We start from the raw sequence: 19,148 nt of genomic DNA, 5'->3' as shown, positions 1-19,148 counted from the left end.
TTCTCCTTTGTGAATTGAAATCGGGCAATGCCGCCAAATATAGCCGATGTAAAGGATTCGGCCCTTGATTCGGGCTTTAAAAAAGCTGCGCGCAAGAAACACTTGCGGCCAAATAATTTGCCCGGTATCGTCGAGCCGTTCTGCAATGCAGCGCGGGAGAGATCGTCAGAGAATTGTGACGGCGCCGACGGAGCAACCGCCCCGGAAACTCTCAGGCAAAAGGACCGCGCAGCGGGAACATCTGGAGAGCGGCGCCGTGCGCGCCCACCGAAGGGGATTCCCTGCAAACGGCTCGCGTCACGCTCGCCGGCGGGCGGGAAGAAACTCTCAGGTACATGGACAGATGGGGCATCGACGCCGGTTTCGATATGAAATCGACCCCGGTGATGCTCAACTACTCTGGATCATGTCATGTCACGAATCGCCATCATCGGCGCCGGGATTACCGGCGTCACGACTGCTCACGCCCTGGCGCAGCGCGGCCACCACGTCACCGTGTTCGAACGTCATCGCTACGCGGGCATGGAGACCTCGTTCGCCAACGGCGGCCAGCTGTCCGCCAGCAATGCCGAAGTCTGGAACAGCGCGGCCACCGTGCTGAAGGGCTTGCGCTGGATGCTCACGCGCGACGCCCCGCTCCTGCTCAATCCCACCCCCACGTGGCACAAGTATTCGTGGATGGGCGAATTTTTACGGCAAATCCCGCGCTACCGCGCGAATACCGTCGAAACGGTGCGGCTTGCGATTGCGGCCCGCGAACATCTGTTTTCGATTGCGGAGAGCGAAGGGATCGACTTCGATCTGGAGCGGCGCGGCATTTTGCACATCTATAAGACACGCAAGGAATTCGATGCGGCGAGCAAGGTAAACGAATTGTTGCGTGAGGGAGGACTTGATCGCAATGCGGTGACAGCGAGCGAGTTGCACGGGATCGAGCCCACGCTGCACGGCGATTTTTTCGGCGGCTTCTTTACGCCGTCCGATTCCACGGGTGATATTCACAAGTTTACGCGTGGGCTCGCTCAGGCGTGCGTGCGGCACGGAGTGCAGTTTCATTACGATGCGGAGATTACGTCGATCGAGCAGCCGGCCGATGGGCAATTTTCGCTGATGGTCAATCTCGAAGGTGAGTCGCAGCGTTTTGCTTTCGAGCGGATCGTGGTGTGTGCCGGCGTAAAGAGCCGGGATTTCGCGGCGATGCTCGGCGATCACGTGAATGTGTACCCGGTCAAGGGCTATTCGATCACGGTGTGTCTCGACGATGAAGTCAGTCAGCAGCGCGCGCCCTGGGTGAGCTTGCTCGATGACAGCGCGAAGATCGTGACGAGCCGGCTCGGCGTGGATCGGTTTCGCGTGGCGGGCACGGCGGAGATCAATGGGTTCAATCGGGATATCCGGTCGGATCGGATTGCGCCACTGGTGGATTGGACGCGGCGCTATTTTCCTGAGGTCTCGACCTCGCGGGTGATTCCATGGGCGGGATTGCGGCCGATGCTGCCGAGTATGTTGCCGAAGGTGGGGCGTGGGAAACGGCGCGGCGTTTTTTATAACACTGGGCATGGCCATTTGGGGTGGACATTGTCGGCGGCTACTGCGCAAGCCGTGGCAGGTGCAATCCAATAAATTGAATTAGCCTACGCCGCGCTTTTCGTGTCGCTTGATGTCTGTGTGCCAGCGGCGCCGGCACACAGATACCCTTCAACGCCGAGGGCAAAGCCCGCTACATCTGCTAGTGTTATCCCATACCCGCTTTACCGGCGAGCCCGCATGCCTAAATTCCACTCCACCGCGCGCAGTTCAGCAAGCACACGCCTGAGTGATGCCCAAATCGCCACGGAAGCCAGAACGCGGCTGGCGTGGGACGCCGCTGTCCCCAACGAGGCGATAAAAATCAAAGTCTCCCGTGGCCGGATCACGCTGCTCGGCGAGCTTCAACGTGAGCGGCAAAGAAGCGCGGTACTTGAAGACGTCGCGCGCCTGTTCGGCGTAACAGGCGTCGCCGACCACACCACGATCAAGGCAGAATAAGCTCAACCGGAGCCGGCCTGAGCCAGCATCGCTCGACAATGCCTCGCAATCTGCTTCTCCTCCTCGGTATGAAGCGCCCTTACCTTCCCCGCCGAATCCGCTTCCGATAGCCCCAAAAACGAAAGTCCCTCGCACACTCGCTGGCGAATCTCCTTACTGTGTTCGCCGATGCCGCCCGTGAACACCAGCAAATCAATCCCGCCCAGCAAAGCCGCGTAAGCGCCAATCGTCTTGCGCACAGCAGTGGCAAACGCATCGAGCGCCAGCGACGCATTCGCATCGCCCGTCGCAGCGCGCCGTTCCAGCGCCTGCATATCGCTCTCGCCATCGGCGAAACCAGCGAGGCCGCTCTGGCGATTCAGGAGTATCTCCAGCGCGTCGGCATCGAGCTTCTCCACGCGCATCAGATAGAGGAGCACACCCGGATCGAGGTCGCCGCTGCGGGTGCCCATCGGCACGCCGCCCGTCGGTGTCAAACCCATCGACGTATCGACGGATCTGCCGTACTGCAACGCGCATAAGCTGGAACCGTTGCCCAGATGCGCGAACACCGCACGCGGCGGCAAATCGGCGCCGAGCCGCACCACCAGCGATTCATACGACAGCCCGTGAAAGCCGTAGCGAATCACACCGGCATCCACATAGCGGCGCGGCAACGCAAGCTGTGCCGCGCGTGGCGGCAGCGTCGCATGAAACGCCGTATCGAAGCAGGCGAAATGCTGTGCGTCGGCAAAAATCTTCGCTGCCTCGTCGATCAAGGCCAGCGCCGGGGGGATATGCAGGGGCGCGAAGTGCACGGCGTCCTGCAGGCGTTGCCGGACTTCAGGTGTCAATCGCTGGTGCGTGCGCAGATGCGGGCCGCCATGCACCACGCGATGCCCCACCGCCGTAGGCCGCTTGTGCTTCTGTTCCGCCAGCACGCGCGAGAGCGCCTGCAACGCATCGGTTTGCGACTCAAGTACCTGCTCCTGCTTCACCAGCACGCGGCCGTCGGACGACATGATCCGCAAGCTGCCGTCGCCTCGCCCGATGCCTTCGGCGCTTCCTTCCAGCAGCAACGATTCGTCATCGTCCGAGTGCGTGAACAGCCCGAATTTCAGCGATGACGAACCGCTGTTCAACACGAGGATCGTCGGTTTGTCAGTCTGGTCGCGGGTCTGCTTTTGTGTCTCCATATCAGGCCTCGCTCAGTCTTTCCACGTCCAGTTGCGGATCTCTTCCTTGTCGATGCCCTCGGCATGCGCATACGCAAGATGCTCGATGACCTGCCCCCGCAGCCACTCTTTCGCGTGATCGCCGACGCCGCGCAAAGCCGGCACGCGATCGATCACGTCGATCGCCAGCGAGAAGCGGTCGACCTGGTTGATGATCGCCAGTTCGAGCGGCGTGTTGATGTTGCCCTTCTCGTGATAACCATGCACGTGCAGATTGGCGTGATTGGTGCGGTTATAGGTGAGCTTGTGCACCAGCGATGCATACGAATGGAAGTTGAAAATCACCGGCTTGCTGGTGGTGAACAGCGAATCGAAGTCGCGACTGGACAGGCCGTGCGGATGCGCCTGCTCGGGCATCAGGCGGAACAGATCGACCACGTTGACGAAGCGGATCTTCAGATCGGGAAAGCGCGCCTTCAGAATCTGCACGGCGGCGAGCGCTTCCATGGTCGCGATATCCCCCGCGCAAGCCATCACCACGTCCGGCTCGACGCCCTGGTCGGTCGACGCCCAATCCCAGATGCCGATGCCTTTGGTGCAATGCGTGACGGCCGACTCCATGTCGAGATATTGCAGATGCGGCTGCTTGTCGGCGACGATCACGTTGACATAATCGCGGGAGCGCAAACAATGATCGGCGACGCTCAGCAGACAGTTGGCGTCAGGCGGCAGATAAATACGCACCACGTCCGGGCTCTTGTTTGTCACCACGTCGAGAAAGCCCGGGTCCTGGTGTGTGAAGCCGTTGTGATCCTGGCGCCACACCAGCGACGTGATGAGCAGATTGATCGACGGCACCGGCTGCCGCCAGCCGAGATCACGCTTTGCCTTCTCCAGCCACTTGGCGTGCTGGTTGAACATCGAATCGATCACGTGGACGAACGCTTCGTAGGTAGCGAAAAGCCCGTGGCGTCCTGTCAGCACGTAACCTTCGAACCAGCCTTCTAGCGTGTGCTCGCTGAGCATCTCCATCACGCGGCCATCGACCGCGAGCGCGCCGCCGTCCGCGTCGCCTGGCTCAGTTTGGGCCAGCCAGGTTTTCTCCGAAGCCTCGTAGATCGCCGTCAGTTTGTTGCTGGCGGTTTCGTCAGGGCCGAATACACGGAAGTTCGTCATGTTGTTGCGCATCACGTCGCGCAAGAACTTGCCCAACACCTCGGTGGGCGACGTGTACGAGCCGGCGGCCTTTTTCACCGCCACCGCGTAGTCGCGAAATGCCGGCAGGTCGAGCGTTTTGCATAGGATGCCGCCATTCGCATGCGGATTGGCGCTGATGCGGCGCGCGCCCTCGGGTGCGAGTTCGCGCAGTTCTTCGACCAGACGCCCTGCCTTGTCGAATAGCGACTCGGGTTCATAACTGCGCAGCCAGCCTTCGATCAGCTTCAGGCTCTGGCTATTGGTGACCGGATCGAGCACCGGCACTTGGTGCGCGCGCCACGAGCCTTCCACCTTGTGGCCGTCAACTTCTTTCGGACCGGTCCAGCCTTTCGGCGAACGCAGCACGATCATCGGCCAGCGCGGACGTGTCGCGTCATTGGTCGCGCGCGCGTGCTGCTGGATCGCGCGGATTTCGCCGACGCATTGTTCGAGCGTTGCGGCCATGTGTTGATGCATGGTGTCCGGATCGTCGCCTTCGACGAAATACGGCTTGTGGCCGTAGCCCGTCAGCAAGGCTTCGAGTTCCTCACGGGGAATCCGCGCAAGGATGGTCGGATTGGCGATTTTGTAGCCGTTCAAATGCAGAACCGGCAACACCGCGCCGTCGCGAATCGGGTTGAGAAATTTGTTCGAGTGCCATGAGGTGGCGAGCGGACCGGTTTCCGCCTCGCCGTCGCCGATCATCACCGTGACGATCAGATCGGGGTTGTCGAATGCAGCGCCATAGCCGTGCGAGAGGCTATAGCCAAGCTCGCCGCCCTCGTGAATCGAACCCGGTGTTTCCGGCGTGCAATGCGAGCCGATGCCGCCGGGAAACGAGAACTGCCGGAAGAAGCGCCGCATGCCGGCTTCGTCCTCGCTGCGGTCGGGATAGATTTCCGAGTAGTGGCCCTCGAGGTAGCAATGGGCCAACGTGGCGGGCGCGCCGTGGCCCGGACCGGCGATATAGATCACGTTCAGATCGAGCTTCTTGATCAGCCGGTTCAGATGCACCAGCAGGAAGCTTTGCCCTGGGTCCGAGCCCCAATGGCCCAGCAGGCGGTTCTTGATGTGTTCGGGTTTGAGCGGTTCGCGCAACAGCGGATTGTCGCGCAGGTAGATCATGCCGGCCGAGAGGTAGTTGCAGGCGCGCCAATAGCGATCCATCTTGCGCAACGTGTCGGGCTCTAATGTTTTGGGCGGGGTTGGACGGGAGGTTGCTTCGGCCATGGCGTCACTCCTCAAAAAGGACTGTCAGGCAGGTTAGCGGGTGCTGCAGCGATTGTTCGTGACGCGGCCGGCGCAGAAAAAACAGCGGGGCCAGCCGTCTCGACATGCGGGTGACATGACGAAGGCGTAGCGGCAAAGGTCCGTTGCACACGGCTTTCCGGAACCGGGCCGGCGATCGTCAGGGGTGTGACAGGAAGTGGACGTCATGGTTCGACGCGATCGTCCAAACCCTGATCTTGCGACGCTCGTGCGTCGTTTGCATGAATACGTAGGTGGCGGCCGATTCGATTGCCGGCCCGAACGTCGACTTTCAACCGTTCGACTGTTCGTTCGCTAGTGTTCGCGAGCCCTTTACTCCGGCTCTTTATCGGTCCGTTGCGGCGGCCGGTAGCGCCATTTGCTGGCATTGGGATCGTTGCGCGTGTCGTCTAGTTCGCGTTGCTCGGCGCGCGCTTCATCGGCGCGACTGAGTTCCGACCGCCGGTCGCGCACGGCGCTGGGAGAGTCGGCTTGACGCAGCGGTGACGGGGCGCGACGCTGAGAAGGTGGGGGTGACATGGAGCCTCCTTTATCAAGTAGGTGTAGTGAAATCAACGTTTTTTGCCGTTGCCTGTCCAGCGGCGATCCGGGCGGCGTAGAAGACGGATTTGACGCAGATACATCGAAGCGCCAAACAGCAGTGCCATACCGGCCACGATGCCCCAGATTGCGGATGTCATGATTTTTCCTTTGGCCCGCCGGCCGCGCCGCGATTGATCGCCGGTGACGTGAGGGTGGGCAATCGACTGCGCCGATCGCGGAGGTTGACTGAATCCACCTTACACGAGGCGCCAAGCAAGGATCATGCGCTCAATTGGGCGGCGTGTCTGTACGTTGTTGGACAGTCGGCGCGGCAGAGGCTGCCGGTCTTGCGCTAGACTTTAAGCGCACATTAAGTGAATGCGATTAAGCTCTTCATGCTAAATGCGCACCGGCGGACCGCATCTGGCGCATCCGGTACTTCCCGCCCCTAACTGAACGGCCACCATGTCGACACCCAGCCGCCTCAAAGCGCCCCTGATTCTTGTTCTTTCACTTGTGCTGTTGAGCGCCGGCGTCGCCGTTCTGGTCGGCGTGTTCGGGTTACTGGTCTCGCTGGCCGACAAACTGTAACGCGCCACCGGGTGGGCGTCCGCGGCACAAAATGTGTATCCTGAGCGATATTCCCGGTGCCCCCTGGCGGCCAGGTTGATCGCAAGGAGATTGCATTGACGGACCACGCTGAACCCTCCCCACCCTCCAAACCGGAGATCGATCCGGCGTTGCTCGAACTGGCGCATGAAGTTTTCGATCTCGCACGGCGCGGCGATGCCGCCATGCTCGCCGCGGTAATCGAAAAAGGCGTGCCGCCGAATTTGCGCAACGATAAGGGCGACAGCCTTGTCATGCTGGCGAGCTATCACGGTCACGTGGATGCGGTGCGTACCTTGCTCGAACGCGGGGCAAATCCGGATCTGCGCAACGATAATGGGCAGACACCCATTGCGGGCGCCGCTTTCAAAGGTTTCAACGCGGTCATCGAAACCTTGCTCGCGCACGGCGCGGATGTCGAAGGCGCCTCGCCCGACGGCCGCACCGCGTTGATGATCGCGGCGATGTTCAACCGCACGGAAATCGTCGACTTGCTGATCGAGCACGGTGCGAATCCGCAAGCGCGAGACGCGAGCGGCTTCACCCCGCTGGATGCCGCCAACAAGATGGGAGCGACGGATACCCCCGCGCAGTTGAAGAAAGCGGGTTCCCAGGCTGAAAAAACCTAAGCCCCGCCCGTCGTGCCGCCGCTCATCAACCCATCCAGATCGATCTCGGCCAATTCCCCTATCCTTTCAACCGTCACATCCGCGGGCGGATTACTCGCAATCTCTTTGGGATCAAAAGCGTAATGCCCCTGGCGAGGAAATACGGTGGTCAGCCTTTCCCCCCAACTCTTCTTCATGGCCGTCAAAATCCGCAATTTGTCATCCACCATCACATACTGCCGGGCCGGGTAGCATTCCATCACCTGGTCGAGCATCCGCTCTTTATGGATGTAAATCAAAACCCGCCCTTCGACCTCGTCCCATAAGCCCGAACGGGCAATCTTCCTGGGTTGGAACACCACATCCCCGTCGGAGAGAATTACCGCAGGCCCCCGCTTCGACACATGCCGGATCGCATCCAGTGCCCCCGGATAAAGCCGGTTCGCAAACGGATAGTCAATCAGAAACGACGACATCAACAACAAGCGCGTGTCCCGCGGGTGCTCCTGCCGATAACGCTGCAATGCCCCGAGATAATCGGCGTAGCCAAGTTCCCGCCGCAAGTCTTCGAAGATTTCCCAGTACCGCGCGCTGTTCTGCTCGCCGAACTCCCGCGTCATATGCGTGCGCAAATCCGCCAGCACATGGTCGTTGTCCAGCAACGTGTTATCGCAATCGAACAGAAAGACGACGTCGTGAGGCGTGGCGTTGGTGAGTTCCATCGCGGCTCCCGTGAATTAGCGCTTCTGACCGTCGGCCCGCGTGGCCGCTTTCTCGACATGACCGCCAAAGTCATGCCGCATGGCCGACAACACCCGGTTCGCAAAATCCGCGTCGCCGCGCGAACTGAAACGCGCGAATAGCGCTGCGCTCAGCACCGGCGTCGGCACACCTTCGTCGATCGCCGCCGCCACCGTCCAGCGTCCTTCGCCCGAATCCGATACGCGTCCCGCGTAGTTTTGCAGATCGGCGTCGCTGACGAGCGATCCTGCTATCAGGTCCAGCAGCCACGAACCGATCACGCTGCCGCGCCGCCAGACTTCGGTGACCTCGGCAAGATTGAGATCGTACTGGTACAACTCAGGGCGACGCAGCGGCGACGTTTCGGCATCGGCTTCGCGCGCGTGCTTGCCGGCGTCGGCGTGGCGCAGAATGTTCAAGCCCTCGGCGTACGCGGCCATGATTCCGTATTCGATGCCGTTGTGGACCATCTTCACAAAGTGCCCCGCGCCCTGCGGTCCGCAGTGCAGGAAGCCCTGATCGGCGGTGCCGGCGCTTTCGGTACGCCCCGGCGTGGGGGGCGCCGCGGCCGCGCCCGGCGCAAGCGTCGAGAAAATCGGTTCCAGCCGCTTCACGACCTCGGCTTCGCCGCCGATCATCAGACAGTAGCCGCGCTCCCGTCCCGCGATGCCGCCGCTCGTGCCGACGTCCACATAATGAAGTTGGCGCTTGCCGAGATCGGCGCCGCGGCGAATGTCGTCGTGATAATAGGAATTGCCGCCGTCGATCACGATGTCGCCGGGTTCCAGCAGGGGCACGAGATTATCGAGCGTTTTATCGACCACGGCTGCCGGTACCATCAGCCACACCACGCGCGGCCTCTGCAGTTGCGCGACGAGGTCTTCGAGCGATGCCGCACCCGCGACGCCGTCCTGCTTGAGCTTCTCTACTGCTGCCGGTTGCACGTCGTAAGCGATACATTGCTGACCGCCCTTCGTCAGGCGTCGCACCATGTCGGCGCCCATGCGTCCCAATCCAATCATGCCTAGCTGCATATCTCGCTCCGGAAAGTGCTTCGTTGCGCTGCTCGATCTGATCCGGTGTACTGCGGCCGTGCCGCGCGTTTCACTCACGGCAGGCGGCGCCGCTCACGCCAGTGTCGTATATCTGCGTCTGCCGGACATACGGTAGCAGCCTCGGGTCGGCCGTGCAGCGAATGGGGCGTCGCCGGCTGGATAAAAGACGATACCCCTCTTTGCAGAGGTTTTGCGCAGCGTAAAGTTCCGGCCGCGTATTAGCGCGAGGCCGTGCCCGAATGCATGCTTCGATTCAGCTGACTGTCTTCTTACACTTCTGGTCATGCAGAACCGGCTATTCAAGCGCGTCGATTCGCAAGAGACTGACTGGCGAAGCCAACCGTTGAGATTCAGAAATCGCGAGCCGATCGCCGCCGTGCCTGAAGCTTCCCGTATTGCGTGCGCGCAAAACGCTGCAGCGCGCGCCACATCAGCGGATAGCGCTCACCGGGCACCGCGAACAGCACCAGCGCGCAAAGCGCCAGCAAACCGCAGAACAGGAACGTGCCGCGATAGCTGAACGCCTGCACCAGCAAACCCGACAAAATGCCGGAGAGGATCGAGCCTACCCGCGCCGCGTTGAAAAACAGCGCAGTCGCGCGGCCCGGCGCGTGCGGCATCAGATCCTGCACGTAGATCATGCCCAAACAGGAGGTCACCGCGACCACGAACGCGTTGAGCATCTGCATCGGGATCAGCATGTGGACGTTTCCCGCCAGCGACATCGCGACGAAATACACCGCGTGAACCGCCGCGCAGGCAGCCAGCCAGTTGGGCTTATGCAGCGTCGATGACTTCGCGCCGAGCGCGAGCATCATCGGAATCTCCATCAGCGCGCCGAGGCCGAGCATGACCGAGACGTCCAGATGCGTGCCGTTCAGGCCATGCACGATGTACAACGGCAGCACGATCATGGTGGCGTTCGCGGCGAGACCGATCAACGTGAGCGCGGCCACTGCGCGGCGGATGTCGTTCTGCGAAGCGACGCCCGGCAGATCCTCGTGGGCGTCTTCGCCGAGTGCGGTAAGCGGCGGCACGGTGATCGAGGCTGACGGCTCCGATGCCGTGTCTTCCACCGTGTGATCGCCCAGATGGCCTTGCGGCTCCCGCATGCGCCAGACGATGGTCGCGCAGGCCGCGAAACTGGCGGCGGCGAACAGGAAGAGCCCATAGAAGCCGGTGCCGGCGAGCACCAGTGCACCCACGGACGGACCGAACACCCACGCCGCCGAGAGAATCGTCCGCAAGCTCGCACTGGCGAACGCGCGCTCCGCGGGGTCCGGCACCGGCAGCGCCGCGCGGCTGAACGAGAAAACCATCGAGATCGCGGAGCCGCCCGCGCCGATAAAGACAATGCCGACCGCGAGCAACAGCCGGTAGTCACGCACCACGCATAGACATAGATAGCCGAGCGCGGCGGCCACCAGGGCCGCCAGCAACAGCGGCCGATGCCGTCCGCTCGCATCGCTCCAACGGCCGGCGAAGGTGCTGGCGAGCACCCCGCTGGCCGCAATCAGCGTCATGAACAGCCCGAGCTTGAGCGGCGTCATGCCGGCGCGCTCGACGCCGAACAGCGACAGATACGGAGCGGTGAACGACATCGCCACACCGAGCATGAGGGTGGCGGCGGCCAGCGGCTTGAAGCCAGGAATGCGCAGCAGGTCGAAAAAACGTGAGGTTTTCAACACGGGTGGCAGTGGGTCAGGGAAAGCGAGCCAGCGATGCGCGATGCGCGCCGAAGACTTCGTGGCCGGAACGACTGGGGCATTATCGGCCTCGCTTGCGGGCGCGTAAACCCGTATCGCCTCATCCCAAATGTGTGTTGCGCGCCTTGGCGGACGAACCGGCGGCGCGATCCATTCCTGCCTCCCCACCCTCGTCTGCCGGTTGCACGACGACGTAGCCGCGTTGCTCGAGCGTCCGGCGGTGCCACTGGTTGCCATAGACACCACAGGCAACGCCGAACAGCACCGACAGTATCAATCCGATCGTACCGATCGTCTCACCCCACAAGCCCGCGAAAAACAGCAACGTCGTGACGGCCAGCATGATGAAGGCGGCAAACCACATTCTCTTCGACAAAGCCCAGACGAAGCCGAGCAGGAACGCGCCCCAACTGAAGCCGGTGGCGACCACGACGGTTTCGTTCTTGCCGGGGTGCTGCAGGTAGGTCCTTTCCGCCATTTCCTTTCCTGAATGCGATGACGCCTCTCTACGGCGAATGATGATGTTTAACATGGCACGCAGGCAAGCATGTGCATTTGCGTGAAATTTGCATGACGAGGCGCCCGCCAGGCACCGCGGTGGAAGTCGCCGTCGCTGACGACCCCGACCATAGCTGCTACTCTTACCCCAATCCAAAGGCAGCAGGACTCCCGAGCAGCGGAAACCCTGCTACGCAGGTAAAAAGCACCGGAGCAGCAATGGCAACCCACACCGCCTATTCTTCGCAAGCCCCCTCGCGAGCCGAGCTCGACGTCCTGCCAGGCGCCACCGTCATCGAATTCGGCACGGACTGGTGCGGCTACTGCCAGGGCGCACAAGCATCGATCGGAAAAGCTTTCGAACCTCATGCCGGCATCAGGCATCTAAAAATCGAAGACGGCCCCGGCCGGCCGCTGGGCCGCTCATTCAAGGTCAAGCTTTGGCCCACGCTGATCTTCATGCGCGACGGCGCCGAAGTCGCACGCGTCGTGCGTCCCACCAGCGCGACGGAGATTTCAGAAGCCTTTGCATCGCTCTGAGCCGGGTGTGGCGCGAGCGCGATCGAGGCGCCCCCCTCCCCGTGCAAGCGGGCATGCAGGCACTCCAGTTACACCGGCCAACCATCATGCGACAAGCCAAAGGGAGCACACATCATGGACACCCGTAGCGAGCTGCAAGCCACCGTCAACGCAATGGTCCAACCCGGCAAAGGTCTTCTCGCCGCCGACGAAAGCGGCCCGACCATTGCCAAACGCTTCAAGACGATCGGCCTCGAATCCAGCGAGGCGAACCGCCGCGCCTACCGCAACCTTCTGCTCACCACCCCTGGCCTCGGCGAGTTCGTGAGTGGCGTGATCCTTTACGAAGAGACACTCGGCCAGAAAGCAGACGACGGCACGCCTTTTCCGCAACTCGCCGCCAGCAACGGCATCGTGCCCGGTATCAAGGTGGACCTCGGCAAGATTCCGCTCGCGCTCGCCCCGGGCGACGAAATCACCGAAGGTCTCGACGGCCTCGCCAAGCGCTTCGTCGACTACAAACGGCAAGGCGCCCGCTTCGCCAAATGGCGCGCGGTCTACAACATCACGGCGAGTTTGCCGAGCCGTCTCGCCATCGAAGCCAATGCGGACTCGCTGGCGCGCTACGCGGCGATCTCGCAGGAAGCGGGCATCGTACCGATCGTCGAACCGGAAGTGCTGATGGACGGCGACCACACCATCGGGCGCAGCGCGGAAGTCACCGAGGCGGTTTTGCACGAGGTGTTTAACGCGCTGTACCGGCATCGCGTGGTGCTTGAACACATTCTCCTGAAGCCGAGCATGGTCCTCGCGGGCGCCGAACACGCCCAGCAATCGACCACCTCGGAGATTGCCTCGCACACCGTACGGGTGCTCAAACGCACGGTGCCGTCGGCGGTGCCGGGCATTGTGTTCCTCTCCGGCGGTCAAACGCCGGAAGAAGCAACGGCCAATCTCGATGCGATGAACCGCCTCGGACCGCTGCCATGGAATCTGAGCTTTTCGTATGGCCGAGCGTTGCAGGAACCGCCGCTGCAAGCGTGGAAGGGTCAGGCGAGCAACGTGCAGGATGCACAGCAGGCATTGCTCAAGCGCGCGCGTCTGAACAGCGCAGCCGCGCTCGGCAAGTACGACGCGGCGCAGGAAAAGAGCTAGGCTGCGCGTCGAGCGCCGCCTGCCCCATCGCGGCCATGCCGAAGAACGCATGCGCCGCGCCCTGATCGTGGCGATGCTCGACTATTCGAGCGCCTGAGTACCTTTGCGTTCCGTCAGATCGCGCACGATCCTGGCAAAGCCGCTGAAGCTTTCCGACGACACCGGCGTGATCACAGCGCTGCAATACAGGCGCGCGCCGTCTTTATGGATGTACCAGCGCTCGTCTTCGACGCGGCCGTCGTTCAGCGCGCGCCGCCGCTCGCCAGCGGGTTCGTTCGCTTCGCGCTGTTCCGGCAGATAGAGTCGATCGAGCAACTCCCCCGTCATCTCGCTCTCGCTGTAGCCGAAAATTCGCTCCGCGCCTTTGTTCCACGTCACCACGCGGCCATCCCGATCCTGCACGATGATCGCGAAGTCGTTGGTGCTTTGCGCGGCGAGATGCAAGCGCGCTTCACTGATACGCACCTGCTGCTCGGCGCGCCGCAACGCGGAGACGTCGACGATGGTCAGCACCGCGCCGTCGATGTGATCGTCGGTAGTGCGATACGGCGAGAGGCGCGTCAGGAAATAGCGCCCGTCAATGCCGCGAATCTCGCGCTCGATCAGTTGCAGCGAGTCGAAAACAGTGACCGTGTCCTCAGCCATTTGCGGGTATTCGAGCCGGTGCGTGAGGTCGTGCAACGGACGGCCCACATCGGAGGGAATCACGTTGAACAGTTCGGTCGCAGCCGGCGTATAGCGCTTGATGCGCATCTCGCGATCGACGAAAACGGTCGCGATGCCGGTCGAGGCGATCACGTTTTGCAGATCGTCTTTGGCTTTGCCGGTTTCCTCGATCTTGGCCTGCAACTCGGCGTTGACGGTAAACAACTCCTCGTTCAACGATTGCAGTTCTTCCTTGCTGGTCTCGAGTTCTTCGGTGGCCGCACGCAATTCTTCGTTGATCGCCTGCAATTCTTCGTTCGATGCTTTCAGCTCTTCAGTCGAAGCCTCCGACTGTTCGACCGTGGAGCGCAATTCCTGCTTTGTGCGATGCAGTTCGTCTTCGAGGTGCCCCAGCAGCGAGTCCTGCCCGGCCGGACTGGCCGGCTGGATGTGCGCCACGGCCGCGCCGGCCGCGCTCTCCTCGAACAGCACCAGCGCGAACTCCGGCGCATCTTCGGTGCGGCGATAAGGGCGCACGATGATCCGCACGTGCGCCTCGGAGGTGAATTCGATTGGAGCGGTCGCCACTTCGGTATCGGCGCGCATGGCCTGGAACAGCGACGCGCGCAATTGCAGGCGCAACGCCGGATTCACCAGCGTGATGAGGTTGTACGACGGCTCGCCGCGCACGAACCGCAGGAAACGTCCCACGTGCTCGGACATATGCAGGATGTTCGCATCCCTATCGACCACGACGCTCGGCGGCGCATACAGCTCGAGAATCCGGTGATGCAAGGCCGAGAACGGCAAAGTCTGCGGCAGCGGTGACGGGGGACCGGCGCTGATGGCGGCGACCACGCCGCCGTGCTGCACGACCGGCATGCTGAGGGGCGGGCGCACCGCGCCGGTGACCACGTTCGCGCGATAGATGCGATTCTTTTTATCGACCGGTGTGAACAGGTCGCCCGCAGCCTCGGCGGATTCCGAGCTGCCGAGCAGCAGATAGCCGCCAGGTTGCAACGCGAAGTGAAACATTTGCAGCACCTGGCTCTGCACGCTGCGATCGAGATAGATCAGCAAATTGCGGCACGACACCAGGTCGACGCGCGAAAACGGCGGATCGCGCAGCACGTTATGCACCGCGAACAACACCTTTTCGCGGATGGCCTTGGAGACGCGAAAGTGGGCGCGCTCCGGCGTGAAGAACTGGCGCAGGCGTGGCGCGGAGACGTCCGCCGTGATCGACTCGGGATAGAGGCCCGCACGGGCGAAAGCGATCGCGCGTTCGTCGATGTCGGTAGCGAACAGCTGAACCGGAATCCCTTCGTGCCGTTCCGGATGATCGGCGAGCAGCATTGCCAGCGAATAGGCTTCTTCACCGCTCGCGCAGCCGGCTATCCAGGCGCGCACCGGATCGTCCTCCGATTTCTTCTGGAACAGCTTCGGCACGATTTCCTGCTCGACCACCTCGAAGGTTTCCCGATCGCGAAAGAAGTTGGTCACGCCGATCAGCATGTCCTTGAGCAACGCCGGTGTTTCGTCGGGATGCGTGAGGACATAGTCCTGATAGGTTTGCAGATCGGGAATGCCGTTGACCTGGAGACGGCGCTCGATCCGCCGCAGGATCGTGGCCCGCTTGTAGTGCCGGAAATCGTGCCCGGTGCGCGCGCGCAAGGTGGCCAGCACCCCGAGCAACGCCCGTTCGGCAGACGAAACGGGATCGGACCGCCTGACAGCGAGTGTTTCAGGTTCGTCGTCCGCGGGCGGCAGGCGGATCGCGCGGGCGTTGTCAGCCAGCTCGCGAAGTTTGCGCGGCATGTCCGCAGCCGGCAGCGTCAGGTCGATCATGCCGGTCGCCATCGCGTTCTGCGGCATTTCCGGGTATTCAGCGTCCGCCGGGTCCTGCGCGATCGTCACGCCGCCCTGCTCCTTAATGCGGCCGATGCCGGTCGCACCGTCCGCGCCGGTGCCCGAGAGCACGATGGCGATCGCCCGCTCGCGGTGCGCGTCGGCGAGGCTGCGGAAGAACAGGTCGATGGCGATCGGGCGGCCGCGCGGCCGCGCGGCGTCGATGGGCGTGAGATGGCCGTCGTCGAGCGAAAGATCGTGCGAGGGCGAAATCACATACACGTGGTTCTTTTCGACCTGCATGGCGTGCCGCACCTGGCGCACCGGCATGCCGGTGGCGTGTTGCAGCACCTGGTCGGCGCTGCTGGCGTGGTCGGGCGAGAGGTGCAGCACGACCACGAAGGCCATGTCCATATCGACCGGCGCGTTCTCGAAGAAGCGCAGAAGTGCCTGCACGCCGCCCGCCGACGCGCCGATGCCGACCACCGGGAAGTCCAGGGGGGCAGCGCGAGGCGCACGTGGGACCGCTGCGTTGACATCGGCGCTTTGGGTGCCTGCTTGAGTGCTCGTCTGCACAGTCGACTGCGTATTCGTTGAAGACGCCCCTGCTTCACTGCCCGCCATATCGATCCCTTGTGCACTGCGCTGCGTCTTAGCCCGCCTCATCTTCGTACGACGATGGGCTCTTGCTGGTTCCGCCCGCATTGTCGCGTGTGTTGCGCCGGGTTGCAAAGGCCGGTACGCCTTTAACCGCGCGGCTTTGCCGCATGACCGGGCGTGTTCCCGAATGCCACCCTATCGGCCAGCCCGTCTCCCGCGCGCGGCAGGACGTACAAATGCCCGGAGGACGGAGCCGCTCCGGGCATTTGTACGGCTTCGGTGGGACCGCCACGTTCGTTAGCCAAAGGCGCTTCGCACAATGCGCTGTCGTGCGATGCGCGCCTTCTGCTTATTGGCCCTTGGTGTCGCTGCTGGCGTCGGCGCCCGGCATGTTGGTGCTGTCCATGGACGACTTTTTCGACGACTTCATGTGATGTTTTTTCATCGACTTCGAATGAGCCATAGCGCCGGAAGCCTGCATGTCGCCGCCTTCGCGCGTGGCGCCGGCGTTGGTGCCTGCGCTCGGGTCATTCCCGGCCGGCCCTCCGCCACCACCGCCGCCACTGCCTTGGGCCATCGCAAGCGACGAAGCGGCGAGCAGCGTCGAGATGAGCAATGCGTTTCTGATCTTCATGACTTTTTCTCCTGTGTCGAAAAAGAAGCGGGTTGCGCCGGCTGGTCCAGCCAGATACGCATGCCTCATCGATCCTTCAGCAAGGAGTGTGCCGCGCATCCTGACACGCTTCGAACGGCGCTCAGCGCGCTTTACGGTTCGCACGCCACCAGTGCGTGCAGTTCATCGATATTGAACGGCTTGGCGAGTATCGCTATGCCAAGGCGGCGCGCGCGTTCGAGTTCGTCGGCGTAGCCCGTCATCAACGCGATCTTCTGCCCCGGCCACGCACTGCGTACTTTCTCCGCCAGGTCGATGCCGTTGAGCTTGCCCGGCATCTGGATGTCGGACAGCACGAGTTCGAACTTCGCGCCGCCGGTGAGTATGTCGAGCGCCTGGTCGGCGGTCAGTTCGTGCCGCACTTCGCAGCCGAAACTTTCCAGCACGGCGGCCACACCCGCCGCCACGTCATCGTTGTCCTCTACCAGCAGCACCACGCCGCTTGAAGTCGACGCCGGTTGTTGCGACATTTCCACGTTCGGCGCCGACGCCTTCCGGCGATCACGATAGCGCGGCAAATAAAGTCTGACCGTCGTGCCGCTGCCTGGCACGCTGTCGATTTTGGCTGTGCCGCCCGCCTGTTCGCACATGGCGAGGACCTGAGCGAGGCCAAGGCCGGTACCCGAGCCGCGCAGCTTGGTGGTGAACAGCGGCTCGAACGCACGCCGTGCGACCGTTTCGGGCATACCCTCGCCGTCGTCGGAACACGCAATCAGCACATATTCGCCGTCGGGCAGCAAGGTGTCGCTGCTCACCAGCCGGTTGTTCTGGCAACGGATCACGAAGTGGCCGCCGCGCGGCATCGCATCGCGCGCATTGACGGCCAGATTCATGATCGCGAATTCGAGGTCGGTCGGATCGGCCAGCACCTGCCACACATTGTCGACCACGTTCAAGGCCATTTCGACGTTGTCGCCGAGCGCTGCATCGATCAACGGTGCGGCGCTGGGCAGCCATCGGGCAAGATCGATCGGTTCCTGTTTGAGCGGCTGCTTTTTCGCCACGCTCAAGAGGCGCCGCGTCAGCGATTCCGCCGTCGCGGTGGCGCGCTCAACGGCCAGCACTTCTTTTTCCAGGTTGTTATAGCGCTTCAGACGCGCGAGTTCGGTGTTGGCCGACACCACCATCAGCAGATTGTTGAAATCGTGCGCGACATTGGCGACGAGATTGCCGAGCGCCCCCATGCGCTGCAATTGCCGGCCCGCTGCCTCCGCGGAAAGACGCATGGCGACTTCGCCTTGCCAGCGTTCCCATGCGCGGCGCTCGTCCGCGAGTTGGCGCAAGCAGAAAAACACCAGCAGCCAGATCGCGGCGCAAGGCACGGCGGTGATCGCGGCGATCAACACGAAGTGCCGGCGCCACGCGTCGGCGATCGAGGCCGTTGCATAGGCGCTCGTCACATAGAGCGGATAGTCGCCGACACGGCGAAACGCCAACAGCCGTTCGACGCCGTCGACGGTCGAATTCATACGAATGTGACCAAACAACTCTTTATCGCGCATTGCCGCGGTGAACGGGCTCTTCTGGGTGGGCTTGGCGCCCGCCGGCCATGCCGGATAACGCACCAGCAAGGTGCCGTCCTGACGGTACAGCCCCAACGAGAGCGACGCATCGCCATTCGTCAACTCACGATAGAAACGCAAAAAGTAGTCGGTACGCAGCGCCACCGACACCACGCCGAGGAACTGTCCATACGCGCCCGACCGGCCGATTGCAGTGTTGAACACATTGGTGTGCGACAGCGCTCCGAACACGGGTTCCGAGAAGAACGGCCGCGGCCGCATTGCTTTGGCGCTGTTGAAATCGTCGCGGTGAGTCGTCGACAGCACCGGCGCCGGATAAACGCGGCTCGACACCAGCAAATTGCCGCTCACGCCTAGCAGGAAAATCGACGCGACCTGCGGGAAGTCACCGCCGATCTGCCGCAAACGGTCGTGCAACGCAGCTTCGTGCGCGCGAATCCGCGCGTCATCGTCGTTGCCGAGCAGGTCGACGATGCGCGAAGCCACCTGCTGATTGAGGTCCAGCACCTTGACGGCCTGTTCCTCGGTCACGCGCGCGAGCCGGTCGATCATGTCGTTCGAATCGGCGACCCGGTGCTGATAATCGAAATAGCCATAACCCGCGAGACAGGCCAGGGGAAACACAATCGAAACAGCAAGCACGATCAGAAGCACGCGCCGCGTCGCCGCGAAATTGCGCGACGGCATAGGGAAATCGACTGCGTCACGCTCCGCACGTTGCACGGTCACGATCTCCATGAAAGATAAACACAGGTCGAGGATGGCAATCCACAAGGCGCCCCGCATTGTTCGCGCGCT

At 62.5% G+C, this 19,148-nt stretch carries 17 protein-coding genes and 1 riboswitch; of the genes, 6 read left to right on the top strand and 11 right to left on the bottom strand.

All coding sequences use genetic code 11. The features are described from left to right. Positions 1–143: 143 nt before the first annotated feature. Positions 144–237, top strand: a riboswitch (glycine riboswitch). A gap of 174 nt (positions 238–411) precedes the next feature. Both ACAX43_RS18660 and ACAX43_RS18655 read left to right on the top strand, forming a co-directional pair. After that, on the top strand, positions 412–1,623 hold the full coding sequence (locus ACAX43_RS18660) for a D-amino acid dehydrogenase (RefSeq protein ID WP_370709894.1): 1,212 nt from the start codon (positions 412–414) through the stop codon (positions 1,621–1,623). A gap of 144 nt (positions 1,624–1,767) precedes the next feature. Then, complete coding sequence (locus ACAX43_RS18655; protein WP_370709893.1) at positions 1,768–2,028, top strand: BON domain-containing protein; 261 nt, start codon at positions 1,768–1,770, stop codon at positions 2,026–2,028. Positions 2,029–2,030: 2 nt separating this feature from the next. On the opposite strand, the gene ACAX43_RS18650 is transcribed toward ACAX43_RS18655, so the two are convergent. The 4 genes from ACAX43_RS18650 to ACAX43_RS18635 all read right to left on the bottom strand — a co-directional run bounded on the left by ACAX43_RS18650 (position 2,031) and on the right by ACAX43_RS18635 (position 6,328). Continuing rightward, positions 2,031–3,203 (bottom strand): acetate/propionate family kinase, encoded by a 1,173-nt coding sequence (locus tag ACAX43_RS18650; protein ID WP_370709892.1) that lies wholly within the window; start codon positions 3,201–3,203, stop codon positions 2,031–2,033. 12 nt (positions 3,204–3,215) lie between these two features. Next, positions 3,216–5,609 (bottom strand): phosphoketolase, encoded by a 2,394-nt coding sequence (locus tag ACAX43_RS18645; protein WP_370709891.1) that lies wholly within the window; start codon positions 5,607–5,609, stop codon positions 3,216–3,218. 351 nt (positions 5,610–5,960) lie between these two features. Further along, positions 5,961–6,167, bottom strand: a complete 207-nt coding sequence (locus ACAX43_RS18640; RefSeq protein WP_370709890.1) for a hypothetical protein — start codon at positions 6,165–6,167, stop codon at positions 5,961–5,963. 32 nt (positions 6,168–6,199) lie between these two features. Further along, a complete protein-coding gene (locus ACAX43_RS18635; protein ID WP_370709889.1) occupies positions 6,200–6,328 on the bottom strand; it encodes a hypothetical protein in 129 nt (42 codons plus the stop codon). A gap of 307 nt (positions 6,329–6,635) precedes the next feature. On the opposite strand from ACAX43_RS18635, the gene ACAX43_RS18630 reads away from it, so the two are divergent. Continuing rightward, entirely contained in the window at positions 6,636–6,761 is a 126-nt protein-coding gene (locus tag ACAX43_RS18630) for a hypothetical protein (RefSeq protein WP_370709888.1), read from the top strand. A 95-nt stretch (positions 6,762–6,856) separates the two neighbouring features. After that, positions 6,857–7,408: an ankyrin repeat domain-containing protein gene (locus tag ACAX43_RS18625; protein WP_370709887.1), complete on the top strand. Its 552-nt coding sequence runs from the start codon at positions 6,857–6,859 to the stop codon at positions 7,406–7,408. On the opposite strand, the gene ACAX43_RS18620 is transcribed toward ACAX43_RS18625, so the two are convergent. The 4 genes from ACAX43_RS18620 to ACAX43_RS18605 form a co-directional block, all read right to left on the bottom strand. Continuing rightward, positions 7,405–8,109, bottom strand: a complete 705-nt coding sequence (locus ACAX43_RS18620) for an HAD family hydrolase (protein ID WP_370709886.1) — start codon at positions 8,107–8,109, stop codon at positions 7,405–7,407. The two genes, ACAX43_RS18625 and ACAX43_RS18620, sit on opposite strands and share 4 nt — an antisense overlap. 15 nt (positions 8,110–8,124) lie before the next feature. Then, positions 8,125–9,204: a phosphogluconate dehydrogenase (NAD(+)-dependent, decarboxylating) gene (gene gnd, locus ACAX43_RS18615; RefSeq protein ID WP_370710034.1), complete on the bottom strand. Its 1,080-nt coding sequence runs from the start codon at positions 9,202–9,204 to the stop codon at positions 8,125–8,127. A 329-nt stretch (positions 9,205–9,533) separates the two neighbouring features. Continuing rightward, the gene (locus ACAX43_RS18610; protein ID WP_370709885.1) at positions 9,534–10,871 is read right to left on the bottom strand and encodes a sugar efflux transporter; all 1,338 of its coding nucleotides are present in this window, start codon (positions 10,869–10,871) and stop codon (positions 9,534–9,536) included. Between the two features lie 118 nt (positions 10,872–10,989). Then, positions 10,990–11,367: a DUF2628 domain-containing protein gene (locus tag ACAX43_RS18605; protein WP_370709884.1), complete on the bottom strand. Its 378-nt coding sequence runs from the start codon at positions 11,365–11,367 to the stop codon at positions 10,990–10,992. Positions 11,368–11,606: 239 nt separating this feature from the next. Between ACAX43_RS18605 and ACAX43_RS18600 the strand changes: the two genes are divergently transcribed. Both ACAX43_RS18600 and ACAX43_RS18595 read left to right on the top strand, forming a co-directional pair. Beyond that, a complete protein-coding gene (locus ACAX43_RS18600) occupies positions 11,607–11,927 on the top strand; it encodes a thioredoxin family protein (protein ID WP_370709883.1) in 321 nt (106 codons plus the stop codon). A gap of 114 nt (positions 11,928–12,041) precedes the next feature. Further along, a complete protein-coding gene (locus ACAX43_RS18595) occupies positions 12,042–13,061 on the top strand; it encodes a class I fructose-bisphosphate aldolase (protein ID WP_370709882.1) in 1,020 nt (339 codons plus the stop codon). An 81-nt stretch (positions 13,062–13,142) separates the two neighbouring features. Here ACAX43_RS18595 and ACAX43_RS18590 read toward each other — a convergent pair whose 3' ends face one another. The 3 genes from ACAX43_RS18590 to ACAX43_RS18580 form a co-directional block, all read right to left on the bottom strand. Next, a complete protein-coding gene (locus ACAX43_RS18590; protein WP_370709881.1) occupies positions 13,143–16,130 on the bottom strand; it encodes a CheR family methyltransferase in 2,988 nt (995 codons plus the stop codon). A 373-nt stretch (positions 16,131–16,503) separates the two neighbouring features. Further along, the gene (locus ACAX43_RS18585; RefSeq protein ID WP_370709880.1) at positions 16,504–16,788 is read right to left on the bottom strand and encodes a hypothetical protein; all 285 of its coding nucleotides are present in this window, start codon (positions 16,786–16,788) and stop codon (positions 16,504–16,506) included. Positions 16,789–16,919: 131 nt separating this feature from the next. Further along, positions 16,920–19,073 (bottom strand): ATP-binding protein, encoded by a 2,154-nt coding sequence (locus ACAX43_RS18580; RefSeq protein WP_370710033.1) that lies wholly within the window; start codon positions 19,071–19,073, stop codon positions 16,920–16,922. Positions 19,074–19,148 lie beyond the last annotated feature (75 nt).

The organism is Paraburkholderia sp. IW21, from assembly GCF_041321145.1.
In the GTDB taxonomy this organism is placed as follows: domain Bacteria; phylum Pseudomonadota; class Gammaproteobacteria; order Burkholderiales; family Burkholderiaceae; genus Paraburkholderia.
The sequence above is the reverse complement of the archived record's forward strand: the minus strand, read 5'-3'. Positions and strand labels throughout refer to the sequence as shown.